General features: G+C 61.6%; 18 protein-coding genes. 7 read left to right on the plus strand and 11 right to left on the minus strand.

Annotated elements, in window-relative coordinates:
- Nucleotides 1-2,149 (plus strand): hybrid sensor histidine kinase/response regulator (locus tag AC1ECN_RS35310; protein ID WP_477955637.1); only part of this gene is annotated, 2,149 nt, incomplete at its 5' end.
- A gap of 153 nt (nt 2,150-2,302) precedes the next feature.
- On the opposite strand, the gene AC1ECN_RS35315 is transcribed toward AC1ECN_RS35310, so the two are convergent.
- On the minus strand, nt 2,303-2,695 hold the full coding sequence (locus AC1ECN_RS35315) for a hypothetical protein (RefSeq protein ID WP_130674056.1): 393 nt from the start codon (nt 2,693-2,695) through the stop codon (nt 2,303-2,305).
- 154 nt (nt 2,696-2,849) lie between these two features.
- On the opposite strand from AC1ECN_RS35315, the gene AC1ECN_RS35320 reads away from it, so the two are divergent.
- From AC1ECN_RS35320 to AC1ECN_RS35330, 3 genes are read left to right on the plus strand one after another with little or no spacing between them, the layout of a single operon-like run.
- Nucleotides 2,850-3,164: a plasmid stabilization protein gene (locus AC1ECN_RS35320; protein ID WP_130666284.1), complete on the plus strand. Its 315-nt coding sequence runs from the start codon at nt 2,850-2,852 to the stop codon at nt 3,162-3,164.
- A 51-nt stretch (nt 3,165-3,215) separates the two neighbouring features.
- Nucleotides 3,216-3,506, plus strand: a complete 291-nt coding sequence (locus AC1ECN_RS35325; RefSeq protein ID WP_064250271.1) for a DUF3175 domain-containing protein — start codon at nt 3,216-3,218, stop codon at nt 3,504-3,506.
- A 6-nt stretch (nt 3,507-3,512) separates the two neighbouring features.
- Nucleotides 3,513-4,244: a glutathione S-transferase gene (locus tag AC1ECN_RS35330; RefSeq protein ID WP_130674057.1), complete on the plus strand. Its 732-nt coding sequence runs from the start codon at nt 3,513-3,515 to the stop codon at nt 4,242-4,244.
- A 12-nt stretch (nt 4,245-4,256) separates the two neighbouring features.
- On the opposite strand, the gene ligD is transcribed toward AC1ECN_RS35330, so the two are convergent.
- From ligD to AC1ECN_RS35375, 9 genes are all read right to left on the minus strand, one after another.
- The gene (gene ligD / locus AC1ECN_RS35335) at nt 4,257-5,135 is read right to left on the minus strand and encodes a non-homologous end-joining DNA ligase (protein ID WP_130674058.1); all 879 of its coding nucleotides are present in this window, start codon (nt 5,133-5,135) and stop codon (nt 4,257-4,259) included.
- Nucleotides 5,132-6,136 (minus strand): DNA topoisomerase IB, encoded by a 1,005-nt coding sequence (locus AC1ECN_RS35340; RefSeq protein ID WP_018071059.1) that lies wholly within the window; start codon nt 6,134-6,136, stop codon nt 5,132-5,134. Before AC1ECN_RS35340 ends, ligD begins: the two co-directional genes overlap by 4 nt.
- Nucleotides 6,137-6,151: 15 nt before the next feature.
- The gene (gene glgX, locus AC1ECN_RS35345) at nt 6,152-8,308 is read right to left on the minus strand and encodes a glycogen debranching protein GlgX (RefSeq protein WP_018071058.1); all 2,157 of its coding nucleotides are present in this window, start codon (nt 8,306-8,308) and stop codon (nt 6,152-6,154) included.
- Nucleotides 8,309-8,411: 103 nt separating this feature from the next.
- Nucleotides 8,412-9,206: an SDR family NAD(P)-dependent oxidoreductase gene (locus AC1ECN_RS35350; RefSeq protein ID WP_012763320.1), complete on the minus strand. Its 795-nt coding sequence runs from the start codon at nt 9,204-9,206 to the stop codon at nt 8,412-8,414.
- Between the two features lie 199 nt (nt 9,207-9,405).
- Nucleotides 9,406-10,620, minus strand: coding sequence for an MFS transporter (locus AC1ECN_RS35355; RefSeq protein ID WP_018071056.1), 1,215 nt, complete (start codon nt 10,618-10,620; stop codon nt 9,406-9,408).
- A gap of 142 nt (nt 10,621-10,762) precedes the next feature.
- The gene (locus AC1ECN_RS35360; RefSeq protein WP_130674059.1) at nt 10,763-11,245 is read right to left on the minus strand and encodes a GNAT family N-acetyltransferase; all 483 of its coding nucleotides are present in this window, start codon (nt 11,243-11,245) and stop codon (nt 10,763-10,765) included.
- Nucleotides 11,246-11,321: 76 nt separating this feature from the next.
- Nucleotides 11,322-12,527, minus strand: a complete 1,206-nt coding sequence (gene pcaF, locus AC1ECN_RS35365; RefSeq protein ID WP_130674060.1) for a 3-oxoadipyl-CoA thiolase — start codon at nt 12,525-12,527, stop codon at nt 11,322-11,324.
- A gap of 9 nt (nt 12,528-12,536) precedes the next feature.
- Nucleotides 12,537-13,241, minus strand: a complete 705-nt coding sequence (locus AC1ECN_RS35370) for a CoA transferase subunit B (protein ID WP_130674061.1) — start codon at nt 13,239-13,241, stop codon at nt 12,537-12,539.
- A complete protein-coding gene (locus AC1ECN_RS35375; RefSeq protein ID WP_130674062.1) occupies nt 13,238-13,945 on the minus strand; it encodes a 3-oxoacid CoA-transferase subunit A in 708 nt (235 codons plus the stop codon). Before AC1ECN_RS35375 ends, AC1ECN_RS35370 begins: the two co-directional genes overlap by 4 nt.
- Before the next feature lie 158 nt (nt 13,946-14,103).
- Here AC1ECN_RS35375 and AC1ECN_RS35380 point away from each other — a divergent pair, with 158 nt between their 5' ends.
- A complete protein-coding gene (locus tag AC1ECN_RS35380) occupies nt 14,104-14,862 on the plus strand; it encodes an IclR family transcriptional regulator domain-containing protein (protein WP_130674063.1) in 759 nt (252 codons plus the stop codon).
- A 53-nt stretch (nt 14,863-14,915) separates the two neighbouring features.
- Here the strand turns inward: AC1ECN_RS35380 and AC1ECN_RS35385 are convergent, their stop codons facing one another.
- Nucleotides 14,916-16,460 carry an acid phosphatase gene (locus AC1ECN_RS35385; RefSeq protein ID WP_130692528.1) on the minus strand — a complete coding sequence of 515 codons (1,545 nt, stop codon included), beginning with the start codon at nt 16,458-16,460 and terminating at the stop codon, nt 14,916-14,918.
- 199 nt (nt 16,461-16,659) lie between these two features.
- On the opposite strand from AC1ECN_RS35385, the gene AC1ECN_RS35390 reads away from it, so the two are divergent.
- Nucleotides 16,660-17,949, plus strand: a complete 1,290-nt coding sequence (locus AC1ECN_RS35390; RefSeq protein WP_130674065.1) for a cytochrome-c peroxidase — start codon at nt 16,660-16,662, stop codon at nt 17,947-17,949.
- Nucleotides 17,950-18,047: 98 nt separating this feature from the next.
- Complete coding sequence (locus AC1ECN_RS35395) at nt 18,048-18,974, plus strand: ArsR/SmtB family transcription factor (protein WP_477955645.1); 927 nt, start codon at nt 18,048-18,050, stop codon at nt 18,972-18,974.
- Nucleotides 18,975-19,235 lie beyond the last annotated feature (261 nt).

Genomic DNA, 19,235 nt, shown 5'->3' on the forward strand with positions numbered 1-19,235 from the left:
GCCCAGTGTCGATCGCCTCACCCAGATTGTCGTCGATGCCGGCGTGACGCTGACCGGCGCAGAATTCGGCGCCTTCTTCTACAATGTCGATGACGGCGAGCGCGGCAGCTACATGCTCTACGCGCTCTCCGGCGTCGATCGGAAGAACTTCGAGAAATTCCCGATGCCACGCAATACCAAGGTCTTCGCGCCGACCTTCAACGGCGAAGGCATCGTGCGCTCCGACGACATCCTGCTCGACCCGCGCTACGGGCAGAATGCGCCGCATGCAGGCATGCCGAGGGGGCATCTGCCGGTCAGGAGCTATCTTGCCGTGCCGGTGAAATCACGCGACGGCAGCGTCATCGGCGGCTTGTTCTTCGGCCACGGCCAGCCCGGCCGTTTTTCCCAAGCGGCGGAGGCAAGCCTCGTCAGCCTTGCTGGCCAATCAGCCGTCGCGATCGACAATATCCGGCTCTTCCGTGCCGCCAAAGTCGAAATCGACCAGCGCCGCGATATGGAAGATCAGCTGCGGAAACTCAATGAAATGCTAGAGGTCCGCGTCGCGGCCGAGATTGCCGAGCGCCAGCAGGCCGAAGCAGCACTCCAGCAGTCGCAGAAGATGGAATCGATCGGCAAGCTTACCGGCGGCGTCGCCCATGACTTCAATAATCTGTTGCAGGTGATCTCCGGCAACCTGCAGCTTCTCGGCAAGGACGTGGCTGATAACGGCCGGGCCAAGGAACGCATATCCAACGCGCTTGCTGCCGTCGGACGCGGCTCGCGGCTGGCAAGCCAGTTGCTCGCCTTCGGCCGCCGCCAACCGCTGGAACCGAAGGTCGTCAATATCGGCCGTCTCGTCACCGGCATGGACGACATGCTTCGCCGCGCGCTCGGCGAAGAGATCGAAGTCGAGACCATGGTTTCCGGTGGCCTCTGGAACAGCTTTGCCGATCCGACGCAGATCGAGAACGCCCTGCTCAACCTTGCGATCAACTCCCGGGACGCGATGGATGGCGCCGGCAAGTTGACGATCGAGGTCGGCAACGCTTTCCTCGACGATTCCTACAGCCGTACCCATCCTGAAGTTACCGCCGGCCAATATGTCGTGCTGGCAGTCACCGATACCGGCTCCGGCATGATGCAGGAGATAATAGAACAGGCATTCGAGCCCTTTTTCTCGACCAAGCCGGAAGGCAAGGGTACCGGTCTTGGCCTGTCGATGGTCTATGGCTTTGTCAAGCAGTCCGGCGGCCACGTGAAGATCTACAGTGAGATCGGCGAAGGCACGACCGTCAAGCTCTACCTGCCCCGCTCGTTCCAGAGCGAGGATCGCATCACCAATGTCGACGGCGTGCCGGCAACAGGGGGCACGGAAACCATCCTTGTCGCTGAGGATGACGAGGGTGTGCGCACGACTGTCGTCGAGATGCTGACGGATCTCGGCTACTACGTCCTGAAGTCCAAGGATGCGCAAAGCGCGCTCACCGTTATCGAAAGCGGCGCCCATATCGATCTGCTCTTTACTGATGTCGTCATGCCCGGCCCGTTGAGGAGCCCGGAGCTTGCGCGCATGGCGCGCGAGCGCCTGCCTGATATCGCCGTGCTCTACACATCGGGCTATACCGAAAATTCGATCGTCCATGGCGGCAGGCTCGACCCCGGTCTCGAACTGCTCTCGAAGCCCTATACGCGCGAGGAACTCGCTCGCAAGATCCGCCATGTGCTTGCCAACCGGACGCGACGCCGCCAGGGGGCAAACGATGCCGTAGCGCCTGTTCCCAAACACCCCGAGATCGCCCGCGAAAAGCTGAAGCTGCTGCTTGTGGAAGACGACGCCTTCATCCGCCTGGATACTGTCGAGATTCTGCAGGATCTCGGCTATGACGTCATCGAGGCTGATAGCGGCGAACGGGGCGTGGAAATCATCGGACACACCATCGTCGACATCATCGTTGCCGATGTCGGCCTGCCCGGCATGTCGGGTCCCGTCTTCGCCGCCAAGGCCCGCGAGGCCTTTCCGTCGGTCGGCCTGGTCTTTGCCACCGGCAACAGCAGCCTGCCGGAGGCAAACCGTCTCCCCGGTTCGGTGCTGCTGTCAAAACCTTTCAGCAGTAAGGCGCTCGACCAGGCGGTCAAGACCGCCGTCCAGCAGCGACCTGTCGGCTAGAGCGCTGCGCGTTTTTTCAGACGCGCTAAGGACGCTCTATCACTTTGAATCTGCCCATAACGCGCAAAACTGTGCAGCGGTTTTGCGCTAACGACATGCGTAAAAACAAAGAGGTAAAGCGCAAAGAGCCAATCTAAAAGATTGCGACGCGCTTTAGAGCCTTTCCGTCCTTCGTGAATCAGCGCCGTCGAATTCGGGATATTTGCGCATCAGATCCACTTCACTGGTGCAGCTGTCGTCGCGCGCCGTCAGTTCGATCGAGATCGTGTCGGCAGCATCGAGACGGCCATCGTAATGATTGCCATCGTCGTGACGCCTGCCATCGTGGTGATAGATGGGAATGCGCGCGCCGCTCTGGCTGACCAGCACCGCATCCCGCTCGAAACCCCTTTGCAGCAGCCAGTCGCGCGGCGCCATCAGGCGGATGTCGACCTCGTAGGAACGCCCCGTCCCTTGCTTGAGGCTGACGGTATAGGTAACCGGCGATACCTGGCCGTTCACGTCGATCGCGCCGTTTCCATCGGCTTTGACGATGTGTTTTTCCATGTTCTCGGCTCCGTCCTGTATCAGGCTTTCCCATCGGAAACCTGATAAAACCGGCTTTTGTTCCGAATCCCGAGCCTGCAGACCATGACCGTATGACCGGAACTTTTGGCCTCCCTAGCGGTTCAATTCTTTTGAAAAACCAGAGGAGGCCAAAATGCCGAGAGGTGACAAGTCCGAATATACCGATAAGCAGAAACGCAAGGCCGAGCATATCGAGGAGGGCTACGAGGATCGCGGCGTCTCCGAGAAAGAAGCCGAACGGCGTGCCTGGGCGACCGTCAACAAGGAAAGCGGCGGCGGCAACAAATCCGGTTCCGGCCGCGGCAAGAAGGACACGCATGAATCCTCCGAAAAGGGCGGCCGCATCGGCGGCGCGGCCTCCGCCGCACGCTCGAAAGAGGAACGCTCCGCTTCCGCGAAAAAGGCAGCTGCGACGCGCAAGCGCAATGAACACCACAGCCATCATTAACTGGCAGGCGGTGGCTTGCCGCCGGCCGCATCCGGCGAAAGGATTTTCGACATGGCCAAATCGAAGAAGAAATGGTCGCAGGACGTCACCGAACACAGCGATGCGATGGACCTGAAGCAAGGCGTGTTCAAATCGGACGATCCGAAGAAGATTGCCCGTTCCGTCAAGCACTCCGCCGAGGAGAGCGATCGCCGCAAGTCGAGCCCCTTTCGCGCCGCCATGTCAATGCTGACCTTCTACATCAACCGCGCCGGCGACCAGCTGACGAAAAAGCGGCGTGGCACCCTTGAAAAGGCCAAGGACGAACTGCGAAAAGACTTCGGTCGTCAACCGAAGGATTGAGCAGCCATGGCATACGAGCTTTATTATTGGGACGGCATTCAAGGCCGCGGCGAATTCGTGCGATTGGCGCTGGAAGAAGCCGGCGCCGACTATGTCGATGTCACCCGCCTGTCCGGCCGTGGGCGTGGTACCGGCGCCATGATCGACATCATGGAGAGTGAAAGCGAACCGCACATTCCTTTCGCACCACCCTTCCTGAAGGACGGCGACCTCATCATCCCGCATGTCGCCAACATATTATTTTACGTTGGTCCGAAGCTCGGCCTTGCGCCCGAAGAGGAAGGCCTTCGCCACGTCGTTAACGGCATGCAGCTGACCGTCACCGATTTCGTCGCCGAAGTGCACGATACGCATCACCCGATCGACATGTCGCTCTATTACGAGGACCAGAAGCCAGAGGCAAAAGCCCGCTCAGCCGCCTTCATCCGCGAACGCATTCCGAAATTCCTCGGCTATTTCGAGCGTGTGCTGCGACAGAACCCGAAAGGCCCCAACCATCTGGTCGGCGATGCGCTCACCTATGTCGACCTCTCGCTCTTCCAGGTGATCGAGGGCCTGACCTACGCCTTTCCGAAAGCCATGGTGAACCGGAAGGCGGAATACCCGGCCCTGCTGGCTCTGCATGATGCGGTGGCGAAACGTCCGAACATTGCCCGCTATCTCGCCTCTCCCCGCCGCCTCGCCTTCAACGAGGAAGGGATTTTCAGGCACTATCCTGAGCTCGACAGTGCGGGCTGAGTTAAGAGCCATTCATTCCAGCGGCACGGCCGCATCGAAGAAATTTCCCCATGGGTCCGTCTGTCCGGTCTCCAATCGCCGCGGCACGTTGCCGAGCGTGAAAGCGGCGGGACCGCTCACCTCGTTCAATTCTGACCAATCCAGCGGCATCGAAACCGGCGCACCCGATCGCGCCCGCGTCGAATGGGCCGCGACCGCCGTGTTGCCGCGGCCGTTGCGGAGATAATCGATGTAGATATGTCCACCGCGTTTTGCCTTCGTCGCGGTTGCCAGATATTTTTCCGGCGCGTCGGCCGACATGCTTTCGGCCAGTGAATGGGCGAAATCCTTCACCTCGGCCCAGCCGGCCTTCGGCGCAAGCGGCGTCACCACATGCAGCCCCTTGCCGCCTGACGTCTTGACGAAGGCGGCCAGCCCACGTGCTTCCAGCCGCGCCTTCAATTCAAGCGCTGCTGAAATCACAGCGCTCCAGGCCACGTCCTCCCCGGGATCGAGGTCCATGGTGATCATATCGGGTCGTTCCCAATCGTCGGTCGTGACGCCCCAGGGATGAATTTCGAGCACGGCCGACTGCACCAGCGCAATGAGGCCGTTGAAATCGGCGATGCGCAGCAGCTTTTCGCCGTCCGGATCCTCTGGGTCGGCAATCTCCTCGATATGCGGGTTCATGCCCTTCCAGGCATGTTTCTGGAAAAACCGCTGGTGGCTTTTTATCCCGTCCGGCAGGCGCAGCAGTGCTAAGGGCCGATTGACGACATAAGGCGCCATGAATGGCCAGACCGCGGCGTAGTAATCCGCCAGCGCCTGCTTGGTCACGCCCTCGTCGGGCCAGTAGAGCCGATCGGGATGTGTCAGCGATATATCAGATGCCGGCGGGTGTCTGGAGCTCATTCTTCGATCTCGCTTGTGAGGAAATCAAGTAGCCTGTTTTCCTCGGCCCGCAAGCCCCGCAGTTCGTTGCCGCTCTCGATCAGCATATGATCGTTGCCGGCGAGCGCGATGATCGCGGGATGAATATAGCTCGAGCGCGAGATCGCCGGCGTGTTGTGCAGCGCCTCGGCCGCGGCCTCCGACATCTGCTTCACCGTCGGCCGGCTACCGCCGACAATCGCCTCGCGCGCCGCTCCAAAGGCCGCCAGCGAGCCTGCCCAGGTGCGGAACGTCTTCGCCGAAATGGGAACCCCCGATATCTCGGCGAGGTAGGCGTTCAACCGTCCGGAATCGATTGGCTTCAGCGTCCCGCTTTCGTCCTTCCAGACGAAGAGCTGGCGGCCGGGCAGGTCCGCTATCTCCTCCAGGATCTTCTGCAGCCTGGGGTGCTTGAGGCTGCGCTGGACGCGCTTGCCACCCTTGGCGCGGAATTTCAGCTCTATCTGCCCGTCGACGATCTTCAGGTGGCGCTTCAGCAGCGTCGTTGCGCCATAGGTGCCGTTCTCCCTGACATAGGCCTGGTTGCCGACGCGTAAGTGCGCCTCGTCAAGCAGCGTCGTCAAAGCCGCAAGCACGCCGTTGACATCCTCCGCACCGGTGTCGAGATGTCGCAACACGGTACGGCGTATCCGAGGCAGCGCCCGGCCGAACTCGATCAGCTGATGGAATTTTCCCGCACTTCGGAAGGATTGCCATTCCTTGTGGTAGCGGTATTGCTTGCGCCCGCGCGCATCGAAGCCCGTCGCCTGCAGATGGCCGTTTTCGTAGAGGCAGATCCAGACATTCTCGTAGGCCGGCGGCAGGCCGAGCGCGCCGATGCGCGCCCGCTGCAACTCGTCGGCCAGCGTCGTGCCGTCGGGCATCACATAACTGAAGCCCTTGCCTTTCCTTCGTCTGCGGATGCCTGGTTCAGTATCGCTGACATAGACGAGACCAAGGTCGGTGATGGCTTCGGCATTCATGTTCTCTGCGACCCGTTACTTGCTCCTGCGGCCGAACTGAAACCACCACCGGCGCCCGGCCTTGGTCATGTCCTTCAGCGGCTCGGTCTGCCCCTCCGGCGCAAAGACGGCCACGCTCTGGGCATAGACCATGACCGGATTATCCTGATCGCGAACCTTAAAGGCATCCCTCTCCGCCCCGGTGTCGGCAATCCGCGACCATTTCGTCAGTCCATTTACCTCCGGCACGTGGAATTCGCAGTCGCCGCCGGCATTGAAGATGAGGAAGAGGTCATCCATCGTCTCGGTCTCGGGCGCATTCGCGCTCTTCGAGAGATAGACGCCGAGCACCCGCAGCTCATCATCGTTCCAGGCACCGTCATCCATGAAGCCGCCGTCCGGTCTGTACCAGGCGATCTCGATGCGGCCGTCCTCGCCGGTTTCGCCGGTCAGGAACCGCTCCTGCCGCAGAACGGGATGGGCCTTGCGGAAGGCGACTGCCTGCCGGCAGAAATCGAGGAAAGGATCGTCGAGCCCTGCCCAATCGGTCCAGCCGATTTCGTTGTCCTGGCAATAGGCGTTGTTGTTGCCGTCCTGGCTGTTGCCGAGCTCGTCGCCGGCGAGGATCATCGGCACGCCCTGGGAGAGCATCAGCGTCGCCATCATGTTGCGCCGCCGCCGTGCCCGCGCGGCGTTGATATCGGCATTATCGGTCGCACCCTCGGCACCCATATTGTCGGAATGATTATCCGAATGGCCGTCCCGGTTATCCTCGCCATTCGCCTCGTTGTGCTTGTCGTTGAAGGAGACCGTGTCCATCAGCGTGAAGCCGTCATGGGCCGACAGAAGATTGATCGAGGAGGTCGCTCCCCGGTCGGAATGGTTGAACTGCGGCGCCGAGCCGGTGACGCGCGCCGCCAGTTCCGACACCATGCCGCCATCACCCTTCCAGAAGCGGCGGACATCGTCGCGGAACTTGTCGTTCCATTCGCGGAAGGGATGCGGGAAGCCGCCGACCTGATAACCGCCCTCGCCGATATCCCAGGGTTCGGCGATCAACTTGACGCCCGACAGCATCGGATCCTGCCGGATGGCGCCGAAGAAGCCGCCTTGGCGATCGAATTCCAGATCCTGCCGCCCGAGCGTGCTGGCGAGATCGAAACGGAAGCCGTCGATGTGCATGACGCCCACCCAGTAGCGCAGGCTGTCGAGCACCATGCGCATGACCATCGGGTTGGCGACATTCAGCGTATTGCCGGTACCCGTCGTATCGAAGGTATGGCGCGGATCATCGGGGGAGAGAATGTAATAGCTCGCATTGTCGAGCCCGCGGAAGGACAGTGTCGGGCCTTTTTCGCTGCCTTCGGCGGTGTGGTTATAGACCACGTCCATGATGACTTCGATGCCGGCGGCATGAAACTTCTTCACCATGGTCTTGATCTCGGTGATCTTGTCGCCGGACATGTAGCGCGATTGCGGTGCGAAGAAGCCGAGCGTCTGGTAGCCCCAATAGTTTCTGAGGTTGTTTTCCAGGAGATAGCGATCGTCGAGGAAATACTGGATCGGCAGCAGCTCGATCGCCGAGATGCCGAGCTTGACGAGATGGTCGATGATCGGATCGCTGCACATGCCGAGGAAGGTGCCGCGCAGCCGGTCGGGCACCTTTGGATGCGTCATCGTCAGGCCGCGCACATGCGCTTCGTAGATGATGGTGTCGGGCCAGGGACGGCGGATCGCCTCTTCCCCCGCCCAGTCGAAATCCGGATCCTGCACCACGCCCTTGACCATGAAGGGGGCGCTGTCGCGCTCGTCGAAGGAAAGGTCGTCCTCGCCGATCTGATAACCGAACAGCGCATCGTCCCACATCAGCTCGCCCGTGACCTGTTTGGCATAGGGATCGAGCAGCAGCTTGTTCGGATTGAAGCGATGGCCGGCGGCAGGATCGTAGGGACCATGAGCGCGATAGCCGTAGACCGTGCCCGGTCCGACGCCGGCAATATATCCGGACCAGATGTCGCCTTCGCGCTTTGGCAGCGGCAACCGGGCGACCTCCTTCTTTCCATCAGGCGAGAAGAGGCAGAGCTCAATCTGCTCCGCATGGGCCGAGAAGATGGCGAAATGGGTGCCCGAGCCAATATATTCCGCCCCGAGCTCCGGCTTGAGGAAGTCGAGTTCCGAAAATGAGTAGCTCATAATGCCCCGCTTGGTAAAAAGACCAAGCGGATAACGTAACGGCGGTTCGAAAGTTCCCTCATGAAAGGCAAAAGGGAACGATGTTGCGCGCCGAAGGACGGTCCTACGGCATCAGTTGGCCGCCATTGACCTCGATGATCTGGCCGGTGATGTAGCCCGACAGCGTCGGCGAAGCCAGAAACAGATAGGCGCCGACGCAATCCTCTGATGTGCCGACGAAACCCATCGGGATCGATTTGCGCTGCAGCTCCATCTGCTCGTCATTGGTATAACGCTCGTGGAAGGGTGTCGCGATAACGCCCGGCGCCACCGCGTTGACTCGGATCCTGTCGGGGACGAATTCCTTGGCATGACCGCGCGTGATCGTCGAGACGAAGCCTTTCGACGCCGCATACAGGATCGCCCCATTGCCGCCGCCATTGCGCGCGGCGATCGAGGTGGTGTTGATGATGAAGCCACCCTGCTTCTTCAGCCACGGATGCGCCGCACGCGTTGCCGCCAGTACCGAGCGGGCGTTGAGGTCCATGACCGCGGCATAATGCGCGTCGGTATACTCCGAGGTCGGCTTGCGCCCCAGCATGCCGCCGGCATTGTTGATGAGGCCGTCGAGATGACCGAAGGTCTTCGCCGTCTCCTCGACGACACGCTCGGTCTCACCTTCCCTCGACACGTCGCCCTGGATCAGATGCACGGTGCCGCCGGCAGCCCGGATCTCGTCGGCAAGCTTCTCCGCCGGTTCGCGGCTGGCATTGTAATGCACACCGACCTTGGCCCCTTGAGCCGCAAAGGCGCGGGCGAGTGCCGCGCCGATCCCGGTCGAGGCGCCGGTGATCAGCACGGCTTTGCCGGACAAGTCCGGCAGCTTGATGGATGCTAGCGACTGCGCAAGTTCGACCATGGCGACGATTGCCTCCCGAAAAACCAAGGACATAGGTGATGAAACGAATAGGAGAAGTCTTATCAGGGGAAATCGACGAAGGGCAATGCACGAAAGCGGGAGATTGCATCGCCATAGGAGCGTTAGGCGGTCTTCATGCAAACGGCCATCGTCACCGACGGCCGCCTGCGGTTGCCTGCGAGAACCGAAAAGGGTCTCGTTACGGAGCCACGCCAAAGGCCGGCTGCGGCTTTTGCCGGGCGAGAGGCGGGAATGCCAGCGCTATCGCCGCAGCCCCCAGCCCGACCATGGCGGAACCGATGAACAGCCAGGAATAATTGGCGAAAGTGTCGAATATCCAACCGCCGATCAGAGGGCCGAAGGCCATGCCGAGGCTGGAGAGCATCGTCGCCGCACCGAAGACGGTGCCGATGATGCGTGGCCCGAAATATTCCCGCGCCAACACGGCATAGAGCGGCATCACGCCGCCATAGGCGCTGCCGAAGACGATGGCGAGCGCGTAGAATTCGCCGAGCTGGCTGACCAAGAGATAGGTCGCCAGTGCTGCCGCCTGCACCAGCAGCCCGGCGACCAGCACCGGCTTCACCCCGATCCTGTCGGCAAGGCTGCCATAGAGCAGCCGGCCGCCCAGTCCCGCCAGGCCCTCGACGCTGTAGATACTGACGGCGGCCATAGGTGCTACGCCGCAGATTGTCGCATAGTTCACCATGTGGAAGATCGGCCCGGAATGTGCTGCGCAGCAAGCTGCGAAGGTCAGGCCAAGCACGATGAATTGCGGCGATCGAAATACTTTCGACAGTTGCGGCCGGGCGCCGTCGGCCGCGAACTCGGTTCCGGTATCGGCGGTCTCGGCAGGCGGGCGCCTGACGAGAAGTGCCGCCGGCACCAGCAGCACCCAGGCGGCAACGCCGATGATCAGCATGGCAGGCCGCCATTCATAGGTTGAGATCAGCCAACGCGCGAAAGGTGAGATCGTCATCGGCGCGACGCCCATGCCGGCGGAGACCAGCGACACCGCAAGGCCGCGATTTTCGTCGAACCAGGCGGTCGTCGCCGCGATCATCGGCGCGAAAAACGTGCTGGCGGCCAGTCCGACGAGGATGCCGTAGGTCAGTTGAAACTGCAGCAGCGTCTCGGCGCGGCTCGCCAGGACCAGCGCCAGGCCGAGCAGAACGGAGCCTATCAGCACGACCACGCGCGGRCCGAAACGGTCGCTTGCCGCACCCCAGAAGAAGCCGCCGAAACCCATGACGATGAAATTCAGCGTCATTGCGCTCGCTATGCCGACATGCGACCAGCCGGTCGCCGTGGCGATCGGCTCCTGGAAAATCGCCAGCGAGAACATCGCGCCGAGCGCAACACATGTCATCAATGCGCCCGCAGCGACGATGACCCAACGATAGGAAACACTCATGGCTTCATAACCTCCATGCCGACAGAGTGATCGCGACGCATGCGGCAAGCCTACCGCATTTCGCGCCTGCGATCTAAAGACGTTTGGGCGATTGCGATTTCGACAGCGCGCTCACATCTTTTTTCGCCGCACGATGTGGCCGCTAAAGCGTGCGAAACATCACCAATGCGTCGACGTAACCCTCGGTGGGATGAAGGAAGACACCAGGAAGCCGGCCGATGATATCGAAGCCGAGAGATTGCCACAGCGCCACCGCACGCTCATTGCTGCTGACGACGAAATTGAACTGCATCGCCCGAAAGCCCCGCAAGCGGGCATGGTCCAGGGAATGCTCATGCATCAGCCGGGCGACGCCACGGCCGCTTGCAGCAGTATCGGTCATGTAACCGCAATTGCAGACATGCCGGCCGCCGCCTGCCTGATTGGCCTTGATATAATATGTGCCGAGGATCACGCCATCCTCTTCGGCGACGAAGGTCTCGCGGTCCGGTCCCATCCAGTAGGCCAGCGCATCGGCTTCGCTCAGATCGCGATCGAGCGCATAGGTTTCGCCGGCGCGGATCGTCGGACCGATGATCCTCCAGATGGCGCTTTGATCATTCTTGTCTGCGGGTCGGATCAACATGTCCGATTTCTAGCGAAACCGGGCGCGCCGAGCAACGGGTCGAAAGCCTCCGGCAAAAGCTGGAAGCGTCCCGACCTCAAACCCTTTCAAGTGCTATCGCAATCCCCTGCCCGACGCCGATGCACATGGTCGATAGCGAGTATTTTCCGGCGGTCTCCAGAAGCTCGAGTGCTGCCGTGCCGGTGATGCGTGCGCCCGACATGCCAAGCGGATGGCCGAGCGCGATCGCGCCGCCATTGCGATTCACCCGCGCGTCATCATCGGCAATGCCCAGCGCGCGCAGCACCGCCAGCCCCTGGCTGGCGAAGGCCTCGTTGAGTTCGATCACGTCGAACTGCTCCGCGGTCATGCCGAGCCGTGCCATCAGCTTGCGCGAGGCCGGGATTGGCCCGACACCCATCACCCTTGGCGGAACGGCGGCAGCCGCGCCACCGAGGATACGCGCGATCGGCGTCAGGCCGTATTTCCGCGCCGCCGCTTCGGACGCGACGATCAGTGCCGCCGCCCCGTCATTGACGCCGGAGGCATTGCCTGCCGTCACCGTGCCGCCTTCCTTCTTGAAAGGTGTCGCGAGTTTCGCCAGCGTTTCGATCGTCGTGGCACGCGGATGCTCGTCCTTGTCGACGACAACGGGATCACCCTTGCGCTGCGGTATGCTCACCGGGGTGATCTCCTTCGCCAGCCGCCCGTTTGCCTGGGCGGCGGCGGCCTTCGCCTGGCTTCGCACGGCAAACGCATCCTGATCCTCGCGGCTGACATGATAGTCCTCAGCGACATTCTCGCCGGTCTCCGGCATGGAATCGACGCCGTACTGCTTCTTCATCAGCGGGTTGACGAAGCGCCAGCCGATCGTCGTGTCGTGGATTTCGGCCGCCCGAGAAAAGGCCGTCTCGGCCTTCGGCATGACGAAGGGCGCGCGCGACATGCTCTCGACGCCGCCAGCGATCATCAGCTCGGCCTCGCCGGCGCGGATGGCGCGCGCCGCCGTGATCACCGCATCCATGCCGGAGCCGCAGAGCCGGTTGATCGTCGTGCCGGGTACGGCGATCGGCAGGCCGGCGAGCAGGGCCGACATGCGCGCGACATTGCGGTTATCCTCACCCGCCTGGTTGGCGCAGCCGAAGATCACATCGTCGACGGCGTCCCAATCGACGGCGGCATTTCGTTGCATCAGCGCCTTCAGCGGGATTGCGCCGAGATCGTCGGCGCGCACTTGGGACAGCGAGCCGGCGAAGCGGCCGATCGGCGTTCTGACATAGTCGCAGATAAAGGCTTCGGTCATGGCTTTTCCTCAGAGTTTGGGGACGACGAGGTCGCCGACCGGCCCCTCGACGTGCAGCGGCGCGCCGGTCATCGCCTGCAATTCCTCTTGCGACATCGCAGCAAGCTTCTCGCGCAGGACGAAGCGTCCCTTGACGATGTCGATGACGGCATGGCTGGTATAGATGCGGGTGATGCAGGCGACGCCGGTCAGCGGGAAGGTGCATGTCTCCACCAGCTTCGGCTCACCTGTTTTGGTGACGTGCTCGGTGATGACGCAGACCTGCTTGGCGCCGTGCACCAGGTCCATTGCGCCGCCGACGGCCGGCACGCCCTTGGTGCCCACCCGCCAGTTGGCGAGGTCGCCATTCTGGGCGACCTGATAGGCGCCGAGGATTGCGACGTCGAGATGGCCGCCGCGCACCATGGCGAAGCTGTCGGCGTGATGGAAGAAGGAAGCGCCCGGCTTCAGCGTCACCGCCTTCTTGCCGGCGTTGATCAGGTCCCAGTCTTCCTCGCCTGCCGCCGGCGGCTCGCCGAAATTCAGGATGCCGTTTTCGGTGTGGAAGATCGCCTGACGGCCAGGCGGCTGATAACGCGCGACCATTTCGGGAAAGCCGATGCCGAGGTTGACATAGGCGCCGTCGGCGATGTCCTGCGCGGCGCGCCAGGCGATCTGCGCATTGGAAAGCTTGATGTCTTCACGGGTGTTAATGGGGCGAGTGTCGATGGTCATACGTAGGCCACTCCGGCTCGAATGAGCTCTTCTTCCTGCTCGGGATTGGGAACAGCGACGACGCGGTCGACGAAGATGCCTGGTGTCACCACCTGTTCGGGATCGATGCCGCCGGCCGGTACGATGGATGAGACCTGGACGATGGTCTTCGCCGCCGCCATGCACATCAGCGGATTGAAGTTGCGGCCAGCCTTGTTGTAGGTGAGATTGCCCTGGATGTCGCCGATCGCAGCCTTGACGATCGCGAAGTCGGCCTTCAGCCAGCGCTCTTGCACGTAATGACGGCCATCGAATTCGGCGATGACCTTGCCGTTGGCAAGTTCGGTGCCGTAGGCCGTCGGCGTATAAAAGGCCGGGATGCCGGCCCCGCCGGCGCGGATGCGCTCGGCAAGCGTTCCCTGCGGCACCAGCTCGAGCTCGATTTCGCCGGCCAGATATTTATCGGTAAAGGCGCGCGGATCCGACGAACGCGGGAAAGAGCAGATCATCTTTCTGACCATGCCGGCATCGATCATCGCGGCGATACCGATGCGCCCGTTGCCGGCATTGTTGTTGATCACAGTGAGGCCCTTGGAGCCCTTGTCGATCAAGGCATGAATAAGCTCGATCGGCGCGCCCGAGCCACCAAAACCACCGATCATGACGGTCGCGCCATCCCCGATCTCAGAGACGGCTTCCGCCGTGCTCCCGACTGTCTTGTCCATGCGGGATCTCTCCTTGGCTAGATGCGGCCGGGAACTCTCCACCCCGTCCTTTCCCGTAGACATAAAGGGCGGCGGGCCAGCCGGCAATGTATTTGTGCGATATTTGACATTTGTTCATATATCGCACAAAATGAGTGAATCCATTGGAGACTGGACCCATGCGCGAAACGGATTTCGTCAGCGGCTTCGCCCGCGGCCTGAAGGTTATCGAAGCCTTCGGCGAAACGCGGCAGCGGCTTTCCATCGCCGAGGCCGCCAAGCTGACGGAGCTTGACCGCGCCACCGTGCGCCGCTCGTTGCTAACGCTCGCCGAGCTCGGTTATGCCGATTATGACGGCAAGTTTTTTACGCTGACGCCGAAGATCCTGCGTCTTGGTCATGCCTATCTCGCGGCGACGCCGCTGCCGGCGCTGTTGCAGCCGCATCTCGATCATCTCTCGGAGAAGGCCGGCCAGAGCGCCTCGGCTTCGGTGCTCGACGGCACAGATATCGTCTATATCGCCCGCGCCTCGCAGCGCCGTGTCATGTCGATCAACTTGACCCCCGGCAGCCGCCTGCCCGCCTATTGCGCCTCGATGGGCCGCGTGCTGCTCGCAGCCCTTCCAGAGAGTGAAGCGCGCGCCATCCTTGCCCGCAGCGAGCTGAAGCAAAACACTGTGAATACGAAGACTGATCCGGACGAGCTGATCGCCGAATTCCGCCGGGTCCGAACTGAGGGTTACGCCATCATCGATCAGGAGCTGGAGATCGGCCTCTGCTCCATTGCCGTACCCGTCGACAGCGACCGCGGCGAAACGGTCGCGGCAATAAACATCGGCGCGCCGGCCGCCCTCGTCCCGGCGGCGGATATGAAGGAACGCTATCTGCCACTGCTGAAGGAAACGCAGGCCGCGTTGCGTCCGCTGCTGCGGCGCTGACAGCAAATTGGGACAGAGCGGCCCCAGTCAGCGCCGGGGCCGCTCGTAATCGGTCAATGCGTCAGGTCGAGCGCCGCTGTGAGGTCGCCCATCGGCGGCCGGTCGTTATTGCCAAGCGCCTTGTCGCGGGCGAGGATGCCGGGCAGCACCGGCAGATCGTAGCGCGCGGTGATGAAGCGGATGATCGACGTCGTGTCGTACTGGGTGTGATCGACCATCCCGCCCTTGGCGAAGGGCGAGATGATGAAGGCCGGAATACGGTTGCCCGGACCCCAGCGATCGGCCTTCGGCGGCGCGACGTGATCCCAGAAGCCGCCATTCTCGTCATAAGTGACGATGACGAGCATATGGGCCCATTGCGGGCTCTTCTCGAGGTGGGAAACGATATCGGCAAGATGCTGGTCGCCGCTCGAAACATCGGCGTAGCCGCCATGTTCGTTGAGGTTGCCCTGCGGCTTGTAGAAAGAAACCGCCGGCAGCTTGCCATCGTCGATATCCCTAAGGAAGGCTTCGCCGGCAAGGCCGCCATCTTTCAGATGTTCGGCACGCGCAGGCGTGCCGGGCGCGAAATTGGCGAAATAATTGAACGGCTGGTGATGGAACTGGAAATTCGGTACCGGGGTGGCATTCTTGCCATCCAGGGCCGCCTGCCAGGCGCCGCTATACCAGGCCCAGCTGACGCCCTTCAGCGACATGAGATCGCCGATGGTGATTTCATGCTGCGGCGGCAGCGTCGTTGCGGCGGCGGGATCGGCATAGGCCGGATCGCCGTCCTTGGCCGGCGGATTGGCGCTCGGCTGGTAGGGCGGCTGCATGGTGTTGACGGCGTAGAAATCAGGCGTCAGCGCGCCGTCGGAGACGAATTTCGGTGCGCCCTCCAGCGCCGACTTCGGGGCGTTTTCCGCCACGGTCAGCGACGTGCGGTCCGCGTCGACCTTGGCGATGGTGGGCTTGGCCGGGCTCTTGTCGGCATCCGGATAATAGGGCGCGCAGGCGCAGACCAGCGCGAAGTGGTTGAGGAACGAACCCCCGAAGGCGCCCTGGAAGAAGTTGTCGGCCATGACGTATTTCTTGGCAACCTGCCACATCGGCAGGATGGAGCCGTCGTAATGGCCCATGACGAGGCTGCCGGAATCGGCCCAGGCGACGAACTTGTCGTTCTTGCCGCCGTCGATCTGCATCTGCTCCTGGTAGAAGCGATGCCAGAGGTCGCGGGTGATGACCGAAGGCGCCTCTGCGAAACCCTTCGGATCGTCGATCGCGAAGGAGGCGTTGGCAAGATGGGCCGACTGTGCCTCGGTGACGGCAGGCGAGACACCCTTGGCGGTCAGCCCGCCCCAGGCCGGCGGCAGTTCGGACAGCGGCTGGCCGTCGCGGTCGAGCTGGCGGGCGCGATCGGCGGTCGCGTTCGAGAGCCCGTCGGCGCCGGGAAAGCTGCCGTAGAGATTATCGAAGCTGCGGTTTTCGGCATAGATGACGACGACATTGTCGATCTTGTCGTAACCGGCGGGCGCCGCATGGGCYGCCGTCGCCATGGCAAACGGCACGATGGCCGATCCGGCGAGACAGATGGAATGGAGGAGTTTCAGTCTTTTCACGGGGAGTACCTCATGGCTAGGGGGCGTTGGCTAGAGGGAGCGGAGAACGCTCGGGGGCGCGCTGACGCTATTCCCGCCGTCTATCAACTTTGTGACATCAGGGCTTGCCGTGATGCCGCAGGAGACTGGCCGTCATCAATTTGTTGCAGCGAGGTTCGATCATGGAGGAAACCAGTACTAACTTATTGGAATCCTTATCATGACGACGATGATCATCTGGCTTGTGCGGTCCGGCCTGGCCGTCGGCATGGGTGCCGTGGCGCTTGGTCTTGCCCTTCTTCCCCTGCGGCAAAGCGGCGCGGCGGCTGCCGCCGGTGTTCATCCCGGGCCGATGTCACGCACCGAGGCCTTCGCCCGGGCCGAAACGCTCGGCGCGCTCGGCCGCAAGATATTCTCAGATCCCTCGTTGTCGGCCTCGGGGCTTCAGGCCTGCGCTTCCTGCCATGATCCGGCTCGCGCCTTCAGCCCGGCATCGGCCATGCCGGTCGAAATGGGCGGCGAGCATCGGGACCAGCCGGGACTGCGCGCCGTTCCGACGCTGCGTTACCTGCAATCCGTGCCGTCCTTCACCGAGCATTATTATGATTCCGAGGACGAAGGCGACGAAAGCGTCGACAACGGCCCGACCGGCGGCCTGACCTGGGACGGCCGGGTCGATCACGGCGCCGATCAGGCGAAGATCCCGCTGCTCTCACCCTTCGAGATGGGCAACAGGGATGCAGCCGAGGTGGCGGCGAAGCTGCAGAAGGCTGCCTATGCCGGCGATATCAAGGCTGCCTTCGGCGAGACGGTGTTCGACAATCCCGAGGATGCCTTCGATGCCGCCGCCGAGGCGCTTGCCACCTTCGAACAGAGCGGCCCGGATTTCTATCCCTATTCCAGCCGCTACGACGCCTTTCTCGCCGGCAGGGCGACGCTGACGGCGCAGGAGCTGCACGGACGACAATTGTTCGAGGACCCAGCCAAGGGCAACTGTTCGAGCTGTCACTTAAGCGAGCCCGCCAATGACGGCGAGCCGCCGCAATTTTCCGATTTCGGCTTCCTCGGGCTTGCCGCACCCCGCAACATGGCGATACCGGCCAACAGTGACCCCACCTATCACGATCTCGGTCTTTGCGGCCCCCAGCGCACCGATTTTGCCGGACGCCGCGAATATTGCGGCCTGTTCCGCACCCCGACGCTGCGCAATGTCGCGCTGAAGAAGAGCTTCTTTCACAACGGCTATTTCCACTCGCTGCGCGACGTCGTCTCCTTCTATGCGACGCGCGACAGCGATCCCGGCCGTTGGTATCCGAAATATTCAGATGGCACGGTTCGGAAATATGACGACCTGCCACAGGCCTATTGGGATAATCTCAACCAGGATCCGCCCTTCGGCAGGAAGCCGGGCGACGCGCCCGCCCTCACCGATCCCGAGATCGATGACATCGTCGCCTTCCTCGGAACCCTGACCGATGCCGATCTGCAGCCTGAGGCGACCGGGCATTAGGACACCTTTCTCAACAATAACAATCAAACCGGCGAAGTATTCCCACTTGATGTATCATGATTTCCGATATACATCATTTCATCGGAAATAGTGGGGGAATGATGGAACGCTCGTTTTTGACGATTGCCGCCGGCGAGAATAATGATGCGATACGTGCGCTTTCCGCACCGGCCCGGCTCGAGATGCTCAAGCTGCTTTGCGCCAAAGGGCCGATGAATATCAACGACATCGCGCGTGCTCTTTCTCTTCCTCAATCGACCGTCGCCACCGGGATCCAGATCTTGGAAGACGCCCGGCTTGTGGATTCCCAGCTGACGAAGGCGCGCAAGGGAAACCAGAAGATCTGCTCTGCGATCTACAGCGAAATTCTGATCAGCTTTGAGGAAAGTGCCGCCCAAAGGGCCAATAATATTATCGAAGTCGAGATGCCGGTCGGGCTCTACACCAGTTGTGACGTCCATGCGCCATGCGGTCTCTGCTCCACCGAGAGCGTCATCGGCCCGCTCGATGTCCCTGACTATTTCCTGGATCCGCAGCGCATGCAGGCCGGGCTCGTCTGGTTTGGCAGGGGATATGTGGAATATAAATTCCCCAACAACGCCAAGGTGTTGAACAAGGATATCCGCGCCATCGAGTTTTCGCTGGAGCTGTCGTCGGAAGTGCCGGGCACCAATCCGGACTGGCCCTCGGACATAACGCTCTGGGTCAATGGAATGGCCATTGGAACCTGGACGTCTCCTGGCGACTACGGCGACAAGCGCGGCGCCTTCACGCCGGCATGGTGGAAGCTCGAGGGCTCGCAATATGGGATGATGAAGACCTGGCGCATCTCCACGCGCGGAACCTTCATCGACGGTATCGCCGCATCGAATGTCACGCTCAGYGATCTCGCGCTTGCCCAGCATTCCTCCATCCGGCTCCGGGTCGGTATCGCCGAGAATGCCGGCCATACCGGCGGCGTCAATATTTTCGGCCGCGGCTTCGRAAATCACGGACGCGATATCATCATGCGGCTGCACGTCTGAAAAATCAAAATCGGAAATCTTGATTTAAATCTCACGCTTCTTTCCAGTTCTGATGATCGAAAAAATACGACAACATACTGGAAAAAAACAATTTTCTCACAAATCCTCATTAGTATGATTAAAAACGCAACTCAGTTGACAGAACAACATTCCTGATATCAAGTTAGAGGCAAGAAAACAAAAAATCTGATATATAAACGGGAGGATCCGTTGAAGACGAACGTCGTTGTCCACCGCGATTTCCGCATCGCGACTATTGAC

The sequence above is a fragment of the Rhizobium sp. 01N447_2 genome, from assembly GCF_056399245.1.